This window comes from Duganella sp. GW821-FHT07F09, assembly GCF_059418705.1.
Genome location: NZ_JBWKQJ010000012.1, coordinates 102,545 through 120,156 on the forward strand (window position 1 = coordinate 102,545; position 17,612 = coordinate 120,156).

18 protein-coding genes and 1 tRNA gene are annotated in these 17,612 nt (G+C 63.7%); 8 read left to right on the forward strand and 11 right to left on the reverse strand.

The window, feature by feature from the left end:
• Nucleotides 1-126 precede the first annotated feature (126 nt).
• From AC07P1_RS27375 to AC07P1_RS27390, 4 genes are all read left to right on the forward strand, one after another.
• Entirely contained in the window at nucleotides 127-1,179 is a 1,053-nt protein-coding gene (locus tag AC07P1_RS27375; protein WP_494698804.1) for a TraB/GumN family protein, read from the forward strand.
• Between the two features lie 101 nt (nucleotides 1,180-1,280).
• The gene (locus tag AC07P1_RS27380) at nucleotides 1,281-1,895 is read left to right on the forward strand and encodes a hypothetical protein (RefSeq protein WP_494698805.1); all 615 of its coding nucleotides are present in this window, start codon (nucleotides 1,281-1,283) and stop codon (nucleotides 1,893-1,895) included.
• 20 nt (nucleotides 1,896-1,915) lie between these two features.
• Nucleotides 1,916-2,215, forward strand: coding sequence for a hypothetical protein (locus AC07P1_RS27385; RefSeq protein ID WP_494698806.1), 300 nt, complete (start codon nucleotides 1,916-1,918; stop codon nucleotides 2,213-2,215).
• An 86-nt stretch (nucleotides 2,216-2,301) separates the two neighbouring features.
• Nucleotides 2,302-2,375, forward strand: a tRNA-Gly gene (locus tag AC07P1_RS27390).
• Nucleotides 2,376-2,740: 365 nt separating this feature from the next.
• Here the strand turns inward: AC07P1_RS27390 and AC07P1_RS27395 are convergent.
• Nucleotides 2,741-3,628, reverse strand: coding sequence for a hypothetical protein (locus tag AC07P1_RS27395; RefSeq protein WP_494698807.1), 888 nt, complete (start codon nucleotides 3,626-3,628; stop codon nucleotides 2,741-2,743).
• 182 nt (nucleotides 3,629-3,810) lie between these two features.
• Here AC07P1_RS27395 and AC07P1_RS27400 point away from each other — a divergent pair, with 182 nt between their 5' ends.
• Together AC07P1_RS27400 and AC07P1_RS27405 are read left to right on the forward strand one after the other, a co-directional pair.
• Nucleotides 3,811-4,950 carry an MFS transporter gene (locus tag AC07P1_RS27400; RefSeq protein WP_494698808.1) on the forward strand — a complete coding sequence of 380 codons (1,140 nt, stop codon included), beginning with the start codon at nucleotides 3,811-3,813 and terminating at the stop codon, nucleotides 4,948-4,950.
• A gap of 313 nt (nucleotides 4,951-5,263) precedes the next feature.
• The gene (locus AC07P1_RS27405; protein ID WP_363500050.1) at nucleotides 5,264-5,818 is read left to right on the forward strand and encodes a putative glycolipid-binding domain-containing protein; all 555 of its coding nucleotides are present in this window, start codon (nucleotides 5,264-5,266) and stop codon (nucleotides 5,816-5,818) included.
• On the opposite strand, the gene AC07P1_RS27410 is transcribed toward AC07P1_RS27405, so the two are convergent.
• Nucleotides 5,815-6,231, reverse strand: coding sequence for a DUF2141 domain-containing protein (locus tag AC07P1_RS27410; protein WP_363500052.1), 417 nt, complete (start codon nucleotides 6,229-6,231; stop codon nucleotides 5,815-5,817). The two genes, AC07P1_RS27405 and AC07P1_RS27410, sit on opposite strands and share 4 nt — an antisense overlap.
• Before the next feature lie 134 nt (nucleotides 6,232-6,365).
• Here AC07P1_RS27410 and AC07P1_RS27415 point away from each other — a divergent pair, with 134 nt between their 5' ends.
• On the forward strand, nucleotides 6,366-6,902 hold the full coding sequence (locus AC07P1_RS27415) for a sterol desaturase family protein (RefSeq protein WP_494698809.1): 537 nt from the start codon (nucleotides 6,366-6,368) through the stop codon (nucleotides 6,900-6,902).
• Here the strand turns inward: AC07P1_RS27415 and crtB are convergent.
• The 7 genes from crtB to AC07P1_RS27450 form a co-directional block, all read right to left on the reverse strand.
• A complete protein-coding gene (gene crtB, locus AC07P1_RS27420; RefSeq protein ID WP_494698810.1) occupies nucleotides 6,796-7,767 on the reverse strand; it encodes a 15-cis-phytoene synthase CrtB in 972 nt (323 codons plus the stop codon). The two genes, AC07P1_RS27415 and crtB, sit on opposite strands and share 107 nt — an antisense overlap.
• Nucleotides 7,764-9,254 carry a phytoene desaturase gene (locus AC07P1_RS27425; protein ID WP_494698811.1) on the reverse strand — a complete coding sequence of 497 codons (1,491 nt, stop codon included), beginning with the start codon at nucleotides 9,252-9,254 and terminating at the stop codon, nucleotides 7,764-7,766. The genes crtB and AC07P1_RS27425 overlap by 4 nt, the downstream gene beginning before the upstream one ends.
• A complete protein-coding gene (gene crtY / locus AC07P1_RS27430; RefSeq protein ID WP_494698812.1) occupies nucleotides 9,251-10,426 on the reverse strand; it encodes a lycopene beta-cyclase CrtY in 1,176 nt (391 codons plus the stop codon). Before crtY ends, AC07P1_RS27425 begins: the two co-directional genes overlap by 4 nt.
• Nucleotides 10,423-11,757 carry a glycosyltransferase gene (locus AC07P1_RS27435; protein ID WP_494698813.1) on the reverse strand — a complete coding sequence of 445 codons (1,335 nt, stop codon included), beginning with the start codon at nucleotides 11,755-11,757 and terminating at the stop codon, nucleotides 10,423-10,425. The genes crtY and AC07P1_RS27435 overlap by 4 nt, the downstream gene beginning before the upstream one ends.
• A gap of 25 nt (nucleotides 11,758-11,782) precedes the next feature.
• Nucleotides 11,783-12,733 (reverse strand): polyprenyl synthetase family protein, encoded by a 951-nt coding sequence (locus AC07P1_RS27440; protein WP_494698814.1) that lies wholly within the window; start codon nucleotides 12,731-12,733, stop codon nucleotides 11,783-11,785.
• A 133-nt stretch (nucleotides 12,734-12,866) separates the two neighbouring features.
• Entirely contained in the window at nucleotides 12,867-14,240 is a 1,374-nt protein-coding gene (locus tag AC07P1_RS27445; RefSeq protein ID WP_494698947.1) for an MFS transporter, read from the reverse strand.
• Between the two features lie 193 nt (nucleotides 14,241-14,433).
• Complete coding sequence (locus tag AC07P1_RS27450) at nucleotides 14,434-15,774, reverse strand: GH1 family beta-glucosidase (RefSeq protein WP_494698815.1); 1,341 nt, start codon at nucleotides 15,772-15,774, stop codon at nucleotides 14,434-14,436.
• A gap of 237 nt (nucleotides 15,775-16,011) precedes the next feature.
• Between AC07P1_RS27450 and trmB the strand changes: the two genes are divergently transcribed.
• On the forward strand, nucleotides 16,012-16,692 hold the full coding sequence (gene trmB, locus AC07P1_RS27455; RefSeq protein ID WP_209725888.1) for a tRNA (guanosine(46)-N7)-methyltransferase TrmB: 681 nt from the start codon (nucleotides 16,012-16,014) through the stop codon (nucleotides 16,690-16,692).
• Nucleotides 16,693-16,701: 9 nt separating this feature from the next.
• Here trmB and AC07P1_RS27460 read toward each other — a convergent pair whose 3' ends face one another.
• Together AC07P1_RS27460 and AC07P1_RS27465 are read right to left on the reverse strand one after the other, a co-directional pair.
• Nucleotides 16,702-17,103: a hypothetical protein gene (locus AC07P1_RS27460; protein ID WP_494698816.1), complete on the reverse strand. Its 402-nt coding sequence runs from the start codon at nucleotides 17,101-17,103 to the stop codon at nucleotides 16,702-16,704.
• Nucleotides 17,103-17,612 carry a hypothetical protein gene (locus AC07P1_RS27465; protein WP_494698817.1) on the reverse strand — a complete coding sequence of 170 codons (510 nt, stop codon included), beginning with the start codon at nucleotides 17,610-17,612 and terminating at the stop codon, nucleotides 17,103-17,105. Before AC07P1_RS27465 ends, AC07P1_RS27460 begins: the two co-directional genes overlap by 1 nt.

Below are 17,612 nucleotides of genomic sequence, written 5' to 3' on the forward strand. Positions count from 1 at the left end.
ACGCGGCGCGTTCCGCTGTGCCTTGGGGGGCGCCACATGATACTCGCGTTGCCGGCGCTTGGCGGCACACCGCCGGCCGCATGCGATATATATAATCGACAACAATTTCCCCACATCAGGATAGTCATGAACAGCCCTTCGTTCCGGTTCACCGTAGGCCGTAGTCTGGTCGTGTTGTCGCTGTGCGCGCTAAGCGTCGCGCCGGCGTGGTCGCAAACCGAATCGGTGCCGCCGGCTGAGCAGATCGAGGCCGTCGCGGGTGAGGGCGTCATTGCGGAGACCATCCTGGTGGCGGGGCAGCGGCCCGGTCCGGGTCTGTGGAAAGTGTCGAAGGGCGATCATGTGCTGTGGGTATTCGGCACCTACTCGCCGCTGCCGAAGAAAATGGAATGGCGCTCGCAGGAAGTGGAAACCATTCTGGCGCAGTCGCAGGAATATCTGCGGCCGCCTGGCGCGACGGCCGACGTGGGATTTTTCCGCCAGATGACGCTGCTGCCGTTCGCGATCGGCTTCAAGAAGAATCCGGATGGGGCCGAGCTCAAGGATCTGCTGCCGGCGCCGGTCTACGCGCGCTGGCTGGTGCTGAAGAAAAAGTACATCGGCGACGACGACGGCATCGAGCGCGAACGGCCGATCTTCGCCGCCGACACCTTGTTCCGCAAGGGCCTGGAGCAGGCCGGCCTGGGTTCGGGCGGACGCGAGGTGCGCGAGACGATCGAAAAGCTCGTCAAGAAAAACAAGCTTAAGATGACGTCGACCGAGGCCAAGCTGGAGATCGACGATCCGGTCAAGATGCTCAGGGAGTTCAAGAAGGTGCCGCTGGACGACGTCGCCTGTTTCTCCAACACGATGGCGCGGCTGGAAGACGACATCGACGCCATGCGCGTGCGCGCCAACGCCTGGGCCAAGGGCGATCTCGAGGCGATCCAGAAGATCAGCTACGCGGACCGCGACGGCGCCTGCGATTCGGCGGTTCTCAACAGCGCCTTGCTCCAAAGCCGGCCGGGGTTGAAGTCGGTGCAGCAGAAGATTCAGGATAGCTGGGTGGCGGCCGCCGAGAAATCGCTGGCGGCCAACGCCTCCACTTTCGCGACGTTGCCGGTGAAGGATTTGCTGGACCCCAAGGGATTTGTCGCGGCGCTGGAGGCGAAGGGGTATGTGGTGCAGAAGCCGGAGTAACTTCCTGCTCCTAGGTCTAAATCAATACTGGCCTGAACAGTCTGACCTACGCTTTGAATTCTGGCGGTTTCCAGAAGGCAAGTCGCAACAAAGGAGGTTCAATGACTGCAGCCAATTTCATACACAAGCCCGACCACACGCGTCTGCCGCGGAGCGACAAAGAACTAAGTGGCGCAAAATGGGCGCAACAGTTCCCCGGCGGGACTCGTATTAGCGACCTGGCTGGTACTTTCCGTCATGCAGTAGACGATTTCGTTTGTGCCATGACTGAAGCAGGTATCAAAGTGAAAATTGATGCGACATACCGGCCTTTCCCGCGCGCATACATGATGCACTGGTCCTGGCGAATAGTGAACGACGGGGTTGATCCGGCGACGATACCGGCAATGGCAGGTGTGGAAATCGAATGGCAACACCCAACTTCTGCGGCCTCGCTGAAAGCAGCGAATGACATGGTAGACGCGTTGTCTATACGCAGACTTCGAACTCAACCGGCTCTTCGATCTCAACACAATTTGCGTTTGGCGATCGACATGTCGCTGTCTTGGAGCGGGACGGTATCGGTGATGGATGCGAGCCGCAGACTCATTCACATCGCCAGCTTGCCACGCACCGGCATGAATCGACAACTGATCGAAATCGGTGCTACCTATGGTGTGAAGAAATACGTGGGCGGTAGTAAGGACGTGCCGCATTGGTCTAACAATGGACGCTAGTTGAGGGAGCGATTATGGGAATGAAGACAGTGGCATTGGTTGCCTGTTTTTTCGTGTCCACTGCGGCGCTCGCCAAGGGACCAATACCGAAAGATGTGCAAGCCTTCATCGAGAACGCCGAGGCGTGCGAGCACTTCGCCGGGGAATTTGATGGTGGCCTTAGTAAGCAGCGACAAAAGGAAATTGAGCGCGGTGTGGTTCGGTACTGTCAACCTGCTCAAAAACAGCTCAAGCGACTTATTGAAAAATACAAGAATGACCCGAAGGTCACGGAAATCATTCGCAGCCACGCAAATGATTCGGTCACCAGTTTCAGATGAGTGGTCCACGGACTATCCAGTCGAATCCACGTGATTAGTTTGGGAAGTTGTCAACAGTGCGTAAAGCCGCGTAGAATACGGCCAACGCGGGTGTAGCTCAATGGTAGAGCAGAAGCTTCCCAAGCTTACGACGAGGGTTCGATTCCCTTCACCCGCTCCAGATCCCATTGCGTCCCCACTGATTGCCTCTCCAATACGCCCAAGGCTGCTTCGCCACGGGTGTTCATACTATTCATCGTTTCACGAAACGTGAACATGGCGTAAGTAGTGAACGAGAACTTCTCGCACGTTGCGCATCACATCAAAGCAGTCTTTAATATGATGCCACGGTATTAAAGAAAACTTTAATTGCGCTGAAGAGACCTATGGGACGGCCCCCAAACGAAACAAGGCCGGCCACATGGGGCCGGCCTTGCCGTCAAATCACGCCAACGCTGATTACGTCAGTATCGCGATCAGGATGATGATGGGCAGTGGGATGCCGAGCAGCAGTAGCAGTATCGAGCGCATAGTATTCTCCTTGGATTAGATGACGGTGCGCGTGACGACACGCGCGTGATCGCGGTTGCGGCCGCCGATGGTGGCGCACAGGCTGGCGACGAAGGCGCCCAGCAGCAGCGCGAAGGTCATCCACAGTGCCGAACGGGCTGCCGCCTTGCGTGCCGCTTCGGCCGCCGCCATGGCCTTGGCTTTCACTTCCGCCGCCGCCTGCTTGGCTTGTGCATAAATCGCGTCGACACGCTGTTCCGCCTCCGGTTGCGACAGGCCGCTGCGTTTGGCCACCAGCTGCGCCATGTAGTTGCGGTCGTCGGCGCTGATTTTGCCCGCCGCCAGATCGGCGACCAGGATGCGCGTGATCTCTTCACGTTCCGATGCCGTGGCGCCCTGGCCGTTCGGCGAACGCAGAAGCATGTCGGCGAAGTAGTCGTTCGAGCGCGGGTTGTCGGCAACGGCCGATGCTCCCGTCGCCAGTGCCGGTGCCGCAGCGGCGCCGGCGTCGATGGTGCCGCTGAGGACAGCGCGCGCGCCGCCCGCCAGCACCGCCACCGTGATCAAGGTCGCCACCGCCCATGCCAGCAGGCCGTGCGCGGTATCGCGGAAGTGCACTTCGTCGCCATGGATGCTGGCCCATTTGACGCGCAGCCGGCCGGCCACGTAGCCGCCGATGCCCGACGCCGCCAATTGCGTGAAGGCGATCCAGACGATCGCGGCGACGCCCAGCGGCGCGGCGTTGTACTCGTACGGCGAGACCGACGACAGGCCGAGGCCCATGCCGAGGATCAGCAGGAGGAACGAGAGTGCGGCGGCCGCCGCCGCTCCGGCGAAGATGGCGCCCCAGGAGACGCCGGAGGCGTAGCCGTCGTCGCCATCGCGGCTGACCACCGCGCCGGGTGTGAATGGTTGAGTCTGCATGATTTTTCCTTATGATTGTTGAACAACACGGAACCGATCATGCGCCAACAGGCCCGAGCCCAATGTGAGCGCTCGCACTGATGCACTGTTTTCGTGCGGATTTTGTTGCTAGCTGCTTGCCGTTGTGACTTGCCGTATACTTAAAGGTTGAAATCGCCTTACACTACCCCGGAAAATCTCCCATGAATTCAGTCGGCCCGAAACAGCGCCTGTCCACTCGTCTTGCCTTTCTTGCCGCCGGCCTGGCCATGTCGGCCTGGGCGCCGCTGGTGCCGTTCGCCAAGGAACGCCTGGCGCTGGGCGAGGCGGACCTGGGCCTGCTGCTGCTGTGCCTTGGCGCCGGTTCGCTGATGGCGATGCCGGTGACCGGCTTGCTGGCGTCGCGCTTCGGCTGCCGCGTCGTGGTGCTGGTGTCGGGCGCCTTTGTCTGCATGGTGCTGCCAGGGTTGGCGATCGCGCCCACGCCGATGCTGCTGGGGGCCACGCTGTTCACGTTCGGCGCGGCGCTCGGCACGCTCGACGTGGCGATGAATGTGCAGGCGGTGATCGTCGAGCGCGAGAGCGGCGGGGCGCTGATGTCTGGCTTCCATGGACTGTTCAGTGTCGGTGGCTTCATCGGCGCCGGCTTGATGGCGCTGATGCTGTGGGCGGGCATGACCCCGGTCGGCGCCAGCGTGGCGGTGTCGTTGCTGGTGGCGCTGTCGCTGCTGGCCGGCGCGCCGCATCTGTTGCGCGAGCCCGATGCGGCCGATGGCCACGGGTCGATGTTCGTCGTGCCGCACGGCGCGGTGATCTTCATCGGCGTGCTGTGCTTCCTCTGCTTCCTGGCCGAGGGGGCGATCCTCGACTGGAGCGCCTTGTTGCTGACGTCGGAGCAGGGCATGGACGCCACCCGCGCGGGCCTGGGCTATGCGGCCTTCGCGGCGGCGATGACGGTGGGCCGGCTGACCGGCGACCGCGTGGTCAGCCGGCTCGGTGGCAAACGCGTACTGCTGCTGGGCGGGCTGTGTGGCGCGGCGGGCTTCTTCGCCGCAGTGCTGGCGCCCTCCGCGCCGCTGGCGCTGGTGGGCTTCTTGCTGGTGGGGCTGGGCGCGTCGAACGTGGTGCCGATCCTGTTCACCGCCGCCGGCAACCAAAGCGCGATGCCGGCGGGGCTGGCGATCGGCGCCATCACCACCCTCGGCTATGCGGGCATACTCGCCGGGCCGGCGGTGATCGGCTTTGTCGCCCACGCGGTCAGTTTGAACCTCGCCTTCGCCGGCTTGGGCGGCGCGATGCTGGTGATCGCGGCCAGCGCCAGGCTGGGCGCCGCGCGGGCCTGACAACGTCCGAAAACCACTCCGAACAGCCAATCAACAAGAAAAACACCGATAGGGTGATTTTTAGTTTGACATCCCGATTGATAACTCGGTATTATGAAATCGATTTCAAGGCGAAGGAAAACGATTGCACTTTATTTGAAAACGTTTTCATTTTGTCTTTGAGCAGCATGCAAAAGTTTCATGTAGTCCAGTGTTGTCTGTGGTCTTATGGCTCCTCGTCCTCCAAGTCGAGGGGCTTTTTTTTGAACTAAAATATCTTCGGTGGGACTAACTTCGAAACCAGGTCGCGGCGCTGTGTCGCATCGGAGGCGCAATGCGGCATATTTTTCGCTGGAGTTCGATTGACGGGGTGGGGACCGAGTATTTGGACGTCGATTTCGCCGCCGACGGCACTGTGGCGAGCGGCGTGGTGGTGGGCGAAGACGAGGGCGTCCCTTACGGACTGGTCTATACCGTCCGCACCGATGCCGAATGGCGAACCCGGGCGGTGGAGGTTGCCCATCCAGCGGACGGGCGGCGCTTGCGACTGCTGTCGGACGGCGAGGGCCGCTGGAGCGATGCGCTCACCGGCGAGTATTTGCCGCTGCTGGACGGTTGCATCGATGTCGATATTGCTGCGACGCCCTTCACCAATACGCTGCCCATCCGCCGCCGCACATGGACCCACGGACTAAGCCGCACCTTCAGCATGGCCTATGTGTCGGTACCGGAGCTGGTCGCGAGCAAGAAAGAGCAGCGCTACACATGCATAGAGGAAAAGAAGAGGTTTCTATTTGAAACCTTGCCCCCCGTCTTTCAAGCCGAGCTCACCATCGATGCGCATGGCTTGGTCGTGGACTACCCCGGCTTGTTCCGGCGGCTGCCCTAGCGCAGTTTGATCGTGACGGCCATCGTCTCGTCGCGCACGTCGATGGCGGCGTCGGTGAAGTCCGGCGGGCCGAACTTGCCGCGCGCGTCGCGGCTGAAGCCGTAGTTTTCGCTGGGGATGCCGATCAGGTTGCGGTCCAGCTTGTCGTTCTGGTTCTCGTCCTGGTAGGCGAGCACCGCCCAGGTGCCTTTCGGCACGTTCTGTATCGTGACGACGGTGTCGTTGGCCTGCGCCGGCGCCGAGCCGCTGTACAGGCAATCCTTCAAGAATCGCTCCTTGTCGCACACGGCGACATTCACTTTGCCTCTACCGCCGACGACCGACGATACCTTCACCTCGATCGTGGCGGCCGATGCGGTGGCGGCCAGCACGACGGTGGAAATGAACAACGATGGCTTGATCAGTGATTGCATGGGTTTCCTTTTCTTGGCTACGTTGAATGGCAAAGGCGAGTCGCTGGCGCTGCGGAAATAGCGGCTATGGTAGGCTGTGTCCATCGCTGTTTTCACCAGCGCCGCTTCTACCTGACCGACGATCGTAACGACCCATGATATTGAACACGCTCATCGTCCTGATCACCATTGTATTGATGGAATTGTTTTCTATTGTCGCGCACAAATATGTGATGCATGGTTTCGGTTGGGGATGGCACCGCTCGCACCATGAACCGCGCACCGGCTGGTTCGAGAAGAACGATCTGTATGCCGTGGTTTTCGCCGGGGTGGCAATCGCGCTGATTTATTTCGGTACCGAAGGCTATCATCCCCTCGAATGGATAGGCGCCGGCATGACCGCCTACGGTTTCCTGTACTTTGTCGCGCACGACGGCCTGGTTCACCGCCGCTGGCCGTTTCAATACACGCCCCGCAGCGGCTATCTGAAGCGGCTTTACCAGGCGCACCGCATGCACCACGCCGTCGAAGGGAAAGAGGGTGCAGTCTCGTTTGGATTCCTGTACGCGCCGCCGGTCGATGAACTCAAGCGTCAACTGCGCGTGCTGCACGATGGCCCCCTGCGCCAACGTGGTCGGGCCGCTGCCATAACCCCCGCGGACGCGGCGACATCCGCCGAAGACGCGAAGTAAGCGCACTGGCGCCTCCCTTCGCGAGCAGCCATAGTTTGGTCGCGCGCGACGTGCCGACCCGCTCATCCCAGGCGTGCGCACCGCGCGCTTTGACGTTGATGCCGATCTGCCTGTACACATTGCGCGCCGTGGCGATTGCCCACGCGCAGCGCAGTGGCAGGGCGATGATGCCCTGGTTGGCCGAAGCGTAATACGGTTCGGCGTAGTCGACCAGCCGCGCCGCCACGACTGCCAGGGCCGCCCGGTGCTTGGGCAACGCCACTTCGTTCACAGGGATGCCCGCTTCGAGCAGCCATTCGGCGGGTACGTAGCAGCGCCCCATGCGCGCATCCTCGACGATGTCGCGCGCGATATTGGTCAGCTGAAAAGCCAGGCCAAGGTCGCAGGCGCGGTCCAGCACCGTTGCCTTGCTGGCGCCCATGATCGATGCCATCATCAGGCCGACCACGCCGGCCACGTGATAGCAGTAGCGTAGCGTGTCGTCGATGGTCTCGTAGCGCGCCTGTTCGACGTCCATGGCGAAACCGGCCAGGTGGTCGAAGGCGAAATGCGGTTCTATCTTGTGGCGCAGCGCCACCTCCTGGAACGCGGCGAAGGCCGGATCGGACATCTTTTCGCCGGCATAGGCGCGCCGGGTCCGGTCTTCGAGTTCCGCCAGTTTTTCGGCGGCGTCGTCCTGCGCCAGTGCCACCGCGCCGAAACCCAGCTCCTGGCCGTCGACCACGTCGTCACAGTGGCGGCACCACGCGTACAGCATCAACACACTGCGCCTGACGTCGGCCGGAAACAGCTTTGCCGCCGCCGCGAAGCTTTTCGATCCGACCTTGATGGTCTGGGTCGCGTGGTCCAGCAAGGCCTCGCTCATCGCCCGAACTCCTCGATCATCAGGCCGGCCGTCGCCTTGGCAGAGCCGATCACGCCCGGCACGCCGGCGCCGGGATGGGTGCCGGCGCCGACCAGGTACAGATTCGCCAGCTCGCTGTCGCGGTTGTGCGGGCGGAACCAGGCGCTCTGCGTCAGGATGGGCTCCAGCGAGAACGCCGAGCCGACGTGCGCATTGAGCTCGTCGCGGAAATCGATCGGTGTGAAGATGCGGCTGGTGACCAGTTGGTCGCGCAGGCCTGGCATATAGCGGCGCTCCAGGTATTCGAAGATGCGGTCGCGGTAGCGCGGGCCTTCGACTGCCCAGTCGATATCCGCGTTGCCCAGGTGAGGCACCGGCGCCAGCACGTAGTGGCTGCCGCAACCCGGCGGCGCCAGCGACGGATCGGTGATGCAGGGCGCATGCAGGTACAGCGAGAAATCCTCGGCCAGCGTTTTGCCGCCGAAGATCTCGGTGATCAGTTCTTTGTAGCGCGGCCCGAAGCAGACGGTGTGATGCTGCAGCTGGCTATGGTGATGATCGAGCCCGAAGTACAGCACGAACAGCGAGTTGCTGAAGCGTTTTTTGCGCAACGCGCCGGCCTCCGACGGTCCGCGCGGATGTTGTGACAACAGATCCGCGTAGGTGTGGACGACGTCGGCGTTGGATGCCACCGCTTGCGCGGGGAAGTGGCGCCCGTCCGCCAGGCGCACGCCGTTGACGCGCGCGCCGCTCGCCTCGATCGCCGCCACGTCGGCATTCAGTTCGATGCGGCCGCCGATATCCTGGAACAGGCGCACCATGCCGTTCACCAGCGCGCCGGTGCCGCCGCGCGGGAACCAGACGCCCCAGCGCCGTTCCAGCGCGTGGATCAAGGTGTAGATCGACGAGGTGGCGAACGGGTTGCCGCCGACCAGCAGCGAGTGGAACGAAAACGCCTGCCGCAGATGTTCGTTCTGAATGAACTTCGAGACGATGCTGTAGACGCTGCGCCATGCCTGCAGCTTCGCCAGTTGCGGGCCGGCCGCGATCATGTCGCGGAACGACAGGAAGGGCACGGCGCCGAGCTTCAGGTAGCCCTCGTCGAACACCGCCTTGGAGTACGCGAGGAAGCGCTGGTAGCCCTGCACGTCGGCCGGGTTGAGCGCGTGGATCTGGCGGTCCAGCGACTCCTGGTCGTTGGCGTAGTCGAAATGGCTGCCGTCCTCCCAGCACAGGCGGTAGAACGGCGCCACCGGCAGCATCTCGACGTAATCCGACAAACGTTTGCCGGCGACGGTGAACAGCTCCTCGATCGCCGACGGATCGGTGATGACGGTGGGGCCCGCGTCGAAGGTGAAGCCCTGGTCCTGATAGACGTAGGCGCGGCCGCCCGGCTTGTCGCGCTTTTCGAGCAAGGTGGTTTGAATCCCGCTCGCTTGCAGACGGATGGCCAGCGCCAGGCCGCCGAAGCCGGCGCCGACAACCACTGCCTGTTTTGTTTCGTTCATTCGGGTTTCCTGATTTGGTGGGGATGGATTTTGCGTGCGGCCGATATGGCCTGGCCGACCGGCACCGGCGGCTTTCCCGACAGAAGGCGCGCCTTGTCGCCAAGGGTAGGGCGGCCGGCGTAAAAGCGCGCGATCAGCGGCGCCGGTAAATGGTAAAAACGCTGCATCACACGCCAGCGGCTGTCGGCGTCGCCGGCCAGGAACAGCATGCGATTGAGCAGGCGGAAGAAGCGCTGTCCGCGCCATTCGTGCAGCGCGGTCTCCCGTATGGCGTGGAACAACGCCGGGGCGCGCAAGTCATCCAGCGTCGCGATCCGCTCGGCCAGCCGCACAGCATGGGGCAGCGAATAGCCGGTCGTGGGATGGAACAGGCCGGCCCGCAGGCCGGACGTCGGTTGTCCGTTCAGATCCGACCAGAATTGATCGACGTCGCCGGCCAGCACGATCGGCAGCGAGCCATGTTCCTCACGGATCAACTCTTCGATGTGCCAGTTACGGGAGGCGGCATAGGCGGCGATATTGGCACGCAGCCGTGCCGGCTCCCACACGCCGGTGTCGACGTAGTGCGTGTCTTCGATCAGCAGGCGGTCGGGCGCGAAAGGCAGCACGTAGACGAAACGGTAGCCTCCTTGCTGCGCGACGCTGGCGTCCATGATGGTGGGCGAGGTCAGTCCATGCGGCGCGGCGAGGCGTACTTCCTGTCCGAGGAAGGTTTGGTAGCCCAATGCCAGCCGCTCGGATGGGCGCGGACCCCGGCCGTCGATGACGGCGCCCGCATGCAGCATTTCGCCGCCGGCCAATCGCACCGTGGTCGGCGTTAGCTCCTCTATCCGGGCGCCGAGCCGCAGCGCGTCGCCCAGCGCGGCTTCGATGACGCGGGCGAAATCGTCGGAGGCGATGCTGGCGTACCCGCCGTCGAGCGTTCTGGCGTGCTCCGGGAAGATGACATCGTAGTCCGGCCAGTGCGCCGAGACCAGCGGCGCGAGCCACTGCCGCTGCGACGCATCGAGGTCGCTGTCATGAAACGACCAGGTATGGTTTCCACCTATCCGGTCATCCCGCTCGAGCAGCAGGATTCGTAGCGACGGGCGCGTGGTCCGCAGCCGCCACGCGATCAGCGCGTTGGCCAGGCCGCCGCCGGCCAGGATCACGTCGTACGGCACGGTGCTCATGCGAGGCCGCTCGCTGCCCGGCGGGCGTGGCTGTCATCGTGCCGGTTCAGGTTCAGCGCCGTTTCGACGATGTCGGCGGCGCGTGGCGTGCCGCCGGCTTGCGCCAGTTGGTCCGAGAGTACGGCAAGCCGCCGCCCGTACTCCGGTTCATCGAGCAGCCGCCGCAAGTGCCTGCCCAGTTGGGCCGCGCCGGCGAAGCGGGGCGACGCGCGCAGGCCGATGCCGGCATGACAGATCCGCGACGCCACGCCCGGCTGGTCGAAGGCGATCGCCAGCGCCAGTATCGGCGTGCGCGCGGCAATCGCGTCCATCGCCGTGTTCAGTCCCGCATGGGAGACCACGGCGTCCGCGCGCGCCAGCACCGCCTGCTGGGGTGCGAATGCGCAGACAGTCGTCGCTCCCTTGGGCCCGGCCCGTTCGACGGCCTGCGCCTGTTGCGGATTCAGCCCTCCGCAATGGGCGACCAGCAGTTGGACGTTCAGACCCCGGCATGCTTGCGCAATGCGCTTGAACAGCACGAAGCGCTGGCCTTGCAGTGTGCCCAGCGAGGCGAAGATGAAAGGGCGGTCATCGGCGATGGTCGGCATGGGATCGATGCGCGGGCCTGACGGCGACGGAATACCGGGAGCGACGTGTCGCAACGGGCCGACATGGTGGAAATTCGCTGGCAAGTGAAGGCGCGGAAAATCGAAGGCCGCCACGGTCTGGCTGATCTGCGCCAGCGGCGACAGGCACTCGTGCAGCATGCCGCGCGCCGGAATGCCCAGGGCGCGCGCCTGCCGCTCGATCACCTTGCGGTGCGGCGACATGAGCCAGTCGTACACGCGGGTGCTGCCTTCGACCATCTTCAACGAGCGCTCGTCGATGCCGAATGCGAACGGCATCACCGGCAGCGGGACGCCTGCTTCGCGGTTGACCGGCAGCGCGCAAGCCACCGATACGAACGGCAGCTCCAGCGCCTCGGCCACCAGTCCGGCCGCCGCCTCCATCTGGTCGCCGAGCAGGGCGTCGATGCGCAGCGCTTCGATCGCGGCGGGCAGTTCGCGGCACAGCATGTCGGTGGTGTCGGCCATGTCGACGATGACCTTGCGCAGTCCCAGCGGGCTGCCCGGATTGGCCGCCAGCCGCAGCGAGGCGGCCAAAGATCCTGGCGGATAGCGCCCCGCGCCGAGCGCGTGGAAGCCGATGCGGGCGTCCGGTATCCACTCGGCGGCGTCGGGCCGGTGCAGGAAGGTGACCTGGTGTCCGCGCTCGATCAACGCCAGCGCCAGCGCCGCCAGGGCGTTGAAATGGCTGTAGAAGGCCGGGGCGACCACGCCGAAATGGGCCATGCGATGTCCTCTCGACGGACGCGCGCTATGGCGCGTGCAGATCGACGACCGGGCCGGCCTTGCGGAACAGGTTCCCGACCAGAAGGCGTGTGCGTTGCTTGCTGCCGATGGCGTCGGTCAGGTAGCCGTCGGCGTCGCGCAGATGCGCGGCCAGGCGGCGTTGGGTTTTTTCCATGCCCAGGGTGGCGGTGATGGTCGCCTTGCCGGCGTCCTTGCCGACATCCTTGCCGGTCAGCGCGCAGTCGTTGCCGGGGACGTCCAGCAGGTCGTCCTTGATCTGGAACGCATGGCCGGCGGCCATGGCGAAGGAGCGCAGCGCTTGCAGCACCCGCTCGTCGGCCTGGGCGATGATGCCGGCCATCTCCACGGAAAGGCCAAGCAGCACGCCGGTTTTCAGTTCGTTGGTGGTGGCGATGTCGTCGACCGAGCGTTGATGGCCGCCGTGCAGATCCTCGAATTGCCCCCGCACCAGGCCCTGGGTGCCGACCGTCTCGGCCAGCGCGCTCACCAGCCGCGTGCGGATCAATGGCGAGATGTCCTTGGTCTGGGCAAGAATGTGGAAAGCGCGGCTGAGCAGGGCGACCGACGCCAGGATGGCGACGTTCTCGCCGAACTGGATGTGCACGGTGGGCTTGCCGCGCCGCAGCCTGGCGTCGTCCATGCAAGGCATATCGTCGAGGATCAGGGAGGCGGCGTGCACCAGTTCGACCGCGCAGGCGGCGTCGAGCAACGCCGGCGACGAGCAGCCGAGGTCGCGCGCGACGAGCATCAGCAACAAAGGACGCATGCGCTTGCCGGTGCTCAGCGCCGCCGCGCGCATGGCGGCCGTCAGCGGGTCGTGCTGCCCGCCGCCGTCTGCCAGAAAGTAACGGATGCGCTCCTCAAGCTCGCGGCGCAGGTCATCGATCTCCGCTTCCGATGGATCGCCGGGGAGTTCCCGCTTGATGCCGTTGAACCGCAGTGTTTCCGTAACCATGCGCAAGTCCCTGTGCCGATTGCATAATGAATTCCCTTGCGGGCCATCATACCGGCGCAAACTTCAACAAACAGGACTTGAATCAATCGTGCGCGTGCCAGCACACACAATAGCGGTTCATCTTTTGGACAGCCTACTCCTTGTTGTGGAACGGCGCGAACCACGTGACCAGGAAAGATGGAATCGTCGCCGCCATCACCAGCCAGAAGTAGTGTACATAACCGAGCGCCTGCTGCAGGTGGCCGCTGACGACGCCGGTGACCAGCATGCACAGGCCCATCAGGCCGGTGCCGAAGGCGTAGTGGGTGGTGGTGTATTTGCCCGGCGCGAGTTGCTGCATCAGGTAGATCATGAAGCCGACCGAGCCGAAGCCGAAGAAGAACTTCTCGATCGCCACGCCGGCGCTGATCAGCCACAGGTTTTCCGGCTGGTAAATGCCCATCAGCAAGAACGTGACGTTCGGAATGTTGACCGCGCAGCACAGCACGAACAAGGTGGAAGGCAGGCCGCGCCGCGCGACATAGATGCCGCCCAGCAAGGAACCCAGCAGCACGGCGATCAGGCCGTAGGTGCCGTAGATCAGGCCCAGCATTTCGTTCGACAAGCCCAGGCCGCCCTTGGCCACCGGATCGACCATGAAGAACGGGCCGATTTTCTCCAGCAGGCCGATACTGAGGCGGAACACGAACGCGAAGCCGACCATCAGCCAGACGTCGCGCTTCTGGAAGAAGGTGACGAAGGAGTCGCGCAGGATGAAGGCCGCCTCGCCTACCGACTTGGGCGCGTTTTCGGCCTTGGCGCCGTCCGGCATCACGCGCAGGTGCCACAGCGCGGTGACCACGGTGATGGCGGCGGCGATGAAGAAGATGATGCGCCACGAGTCGATCCACGCCGGCCCGAACACGCCGGCCTCGTGGTGGAAGTAGTGGGTGTGCAGCCAGCCGCTCAGGTACACCATGCCGCCCGAGGCGACGATGGGGCCGACGTTCCAGCTCAGGCTCTGGATGCCGCAGAACAGCGACTGCGTCTTCGAGTCGAGCGAGGTGACGTAGACGCCGTCGGAGGCGATGTCCTGGGTGGCGCCGACCAGCGACAGTATCCCGAACAGGAACACCATGATGACCAGGTAGTTCGGCAGCGACATCGCCAGCGCGACGGCGCCGAAGCCGATGCCGACGATCAGCTGCGCGCACAGGACGAAGAACTTCTTGGTGCGGTACATTTCAACGAAGGGGGCGAACAGCGGCTTGATGGTGTAGGCCAGGATCAGATAGCTGGCGTATTGCGCGGCGTCGCCGTTGTCCATGCCGAGATTCTTGAACATGATGGACGTGACGCTGGTGAGCATCATGTACGTCAGCGCCATCGAGAAGTAGCCGGTGGGGACCCACAGCATCGGCGTGCCGCGCGCGAACATGGCGCTCAGTAGCGATTTCTGCTCGCCGTTGTCGGGGGGCGCCGGCGGCTTCTGATGCTCTTGCGGCGTGGCGGAAGGTGCGGTCTGCATGGTGTCGTCCTCGTTGTTCTCTGTGGAGTGTAGCACTTGGCTCTGCGGCCAATGGGTAATGCCAGTTCTTGAACGAGCCTGATCACGTAGGGCGGATTAGCGCAGCGTAATCCGCCAGGCTCCGTCGGCGGCTCATGGCGGATTACGCGCTGCGCGCTAATCCGCCCTACGAAAAGCAGGGTATGGCTCTGGTCTAAGCTGCGTGGGCGGCCTGCGGGGCGCGCTGTTGGACCAGGTAATCGCGGTACCACAAGGCGCTGTGCTTCAGGGTGCGCTTCTGCGTCGCGTAGTCGACATGGACGATGCCGAAACGCTTGGCGTAGCCCGAGTTCCATTCGAAGTTATCCAGCAAACTCCAAAGGAAGTAGCCTTGCACGTTCACGCCTTGCAGGCGCGCGTCGTTGAGCGCCTTCAGGTGGCGCTGCACGAAATCGATGCGCGCCTCGTCCGGCACTTCGCCGTCGACGACGGTGTCCGGATTGGCCATGCCGTTCTCGGTGATGTAGATCGGCGGCAGTTCGTATTCGTCGTGGAGCTTGAGCAGCAGTTCGGTCAGGCCGTCCGGGTAGATTTCCCAGCCCATGTCGGTCTTGCCCAGTTTCGCTTCCGGCTGGCGCGGCGGCACTTCGGCGCTGCAGTAGGAGCGGAAGTAGTAGTTCACGCCCAGGAAGTCGATGCGGTGCTGGATGTCCTTGAAGTCGTTCTCGTGGATCTCCGGGCCGTTGTCGCCATAGGTGTCGAGCGCCAGTTGCGGGTACTTGCCCTTGAAGATAGGGTCCATGAACCACTGCACCGAGCGGGCGTATTCGAATTCCGCCATCGCGATGTCGGCGGCGCTGTCGGTGGCCGGATCGGCGGTCCATTGATTGAGTACGATGCCCAGCTTGGCCGAGCTGCCGACCGCGCGCATCGCCTGCATCGCCAGTCCGTGCGACAGCAGCAGGTGGTGCGAGACCTGCACCGATTTTTTCAGGTCGGTCACGCCGGGCGCGAATTGCGAATTACCGTAGCCCAGGTTGGCCGTGCACCATGGCTCGTTGTGCGTCGCAATCGTTTTCAGGCGATTGCCGAAACGGCGCGCCACTTCGGCCGCGTAGTCGGCGAAGCGGTAGGCGGTGTCGCGGTTGAGCCAGCCGCCTTCGTCTTCCAGGCCCTGCGGCAGGTCCCAGTGGTACAAGGTCACGTGGGCGGCGATGCCCTTGCTTTCCAGTTCGGTCAGCAGGCGGTCGTAGAAGGCGAAGCCGGCCTCGTTCCATGCGCCCTTGCCGGTCGGCTGCACGCGCGACCAGGCCATCGAGAAGCGGTAGGCGTCCACGCCCAGGCTGGCCATGATGGCCACGTCTTCCGGGTAGCGGTTGTAGTGGTCGCAGGCGACGTCGCCGTTGGTGCCGTCGATGATCTTGCCGGGCGTGTGACTGAAAGTATCCCAGATCGACGGACCTTTGCCGTCGGCGGTCGCGCCGCCTTCAATCTGGAATGCGCTGGTGGCGATGCCCCAGGTAAACGAGGGTGGGAATTGCGTGAAATCGGTCATTTTTGTCGTTCTAGCAGGTTGAATACGGGGCGGGGAGGGCATTTCGACGTTTGAAAACGATTTCACGCCTCTTTTCACGATTAGACCTCAAGTCACTGTGAGTGTCAATCATTTGCTGATGGCGGCCCGCAGGGGCGTTCGCAGCGCACTGATATAATGTCGCCTCGTTATTTATCAGCTTATCCACCAGCTTCCATCATGTCTTCCGAAACCCCCAAAGACGGCCCGGCGCGGCCGATGCTCTACGACCCCACCGAACACCGCATCCGCAGCTTCGTCACCCGCGCCGGCCGCTTGTCGACCGCGCAGGCGCGCGCGCTGGAGGAGCAGGGGCCGAAGTTCATGATCGGCTACACCAAGGCGCCGCTCGACTACGAACAGGCCTTCGGCCGCAAGGCGCCGGTGGTGCTGGAAATCGGCTTTGGCATGGGCGGCACGACCGCGCACATCGCCGCCGCGATGCCGGAGAAGGACTTCATCGGGGTCGAAGTGCACACGCCCGGCGTGGGCAGCCTGCTCAAGCTGATCGACGAGCAGGGACTGACCAATCTGAAGGCCATCCAGCACGACGCGGTCGAGGTGCTGAACCAGATGATCCCGGACGGCTCGCTGCACGGCGTGCATATCTTCTTCCCGGACCCGTGGCACAAGGCGCGCCACAACAAGCGCCGCCTGATCCAGGCGCCGTTCGTCAAGCTGCTGGTGCAAAAGCTGGCCGTGGGCGGCTACCTGCACTGCGCGACCGACTGGGAGGACTACGCGGTGCAGATGCTGGAAGTGCTGGGCGCCGAAGAGGGCCTGCAAAACACCGCCGACGGCTACGCGCCGCAGCCGGCCTACCGTCCGCTGACCAAGTTTGAAAACCGCGGCCTGAAACTGGGCCACGGCGTGTGGGACCTGGTCTTCACCAAGAAGTAGTTATTTGGACTATTTGGATTGCCGGGCCAGCGCCGCATTGAAGCGCTCGATCACATCGTCCGGCACCATCTTGCTGCACCAGAGGCGGCGTTCGTACTCGCCTTTGTAGATCACGTCCGACATTTTTCCCTTGTCGCCGCGCCCCGGCATATCGACCCAGCTCATCATGCAGGCCGGCTCGCGGTTCTCCTTAAGCAGCACGAGCTGGCGCTTGGCCGGCGTGCGGCGGATTTCGTAGGCGATGCTGGCGGCGGCCAGCGCCTCGGTCACCGGCTTGGCCGCGTCGCCGGCCAATTGGCCTTGCTGGTTGGTGTAGTGGATCCCCGCCCGTTCGCTGTAGTGCACGATCAAGGTCTGGCCGGCGGCCGCGCCGCCCGCCATCGCCAATACCAGTGCGGCCAGTGCCTTCATCACGCCTCCAGCGTCTCCATATCCAGCACCACGACATACGACAGGCGGCCATTTTTCCACACACCGCCGCCCCGCACCTGCGCGTCGCAGGTGGTGATCCGGTCGGCGACTTCTTCTCGCTTCAGGTTGGCGCGGAACGCCAGCGATGCCTTCGGCGACAGGTAGCCGGCCATGCGGCCGGCCAGGAAGACGGCGACGGCGGCGCTTTCATACGGATTGGCGTCGTCGGGCACCAACGTGGCCAGATACGGCACTTTGGCCGGCTGATCGCCATGGTCGCCGGCCAATTCCTTCAGCGTGTTCTGATAGCGCGACTCGTTGACCACTTCGACCAGGAAGCGGCCATCGTCGGACCAGTGCAGCGCCGCCGGCGTGTCCGGCAGTTCCGGCTCGTACGGCGTGGCTGGGCGCGGTGGCAGCACCATCGGCTTGGCGGGATTGGTCTTGATGATCGCGTAGATCACCAGCGCGGTGGCGACGATGATCAACAGGGAGATGGCGAATTGCAT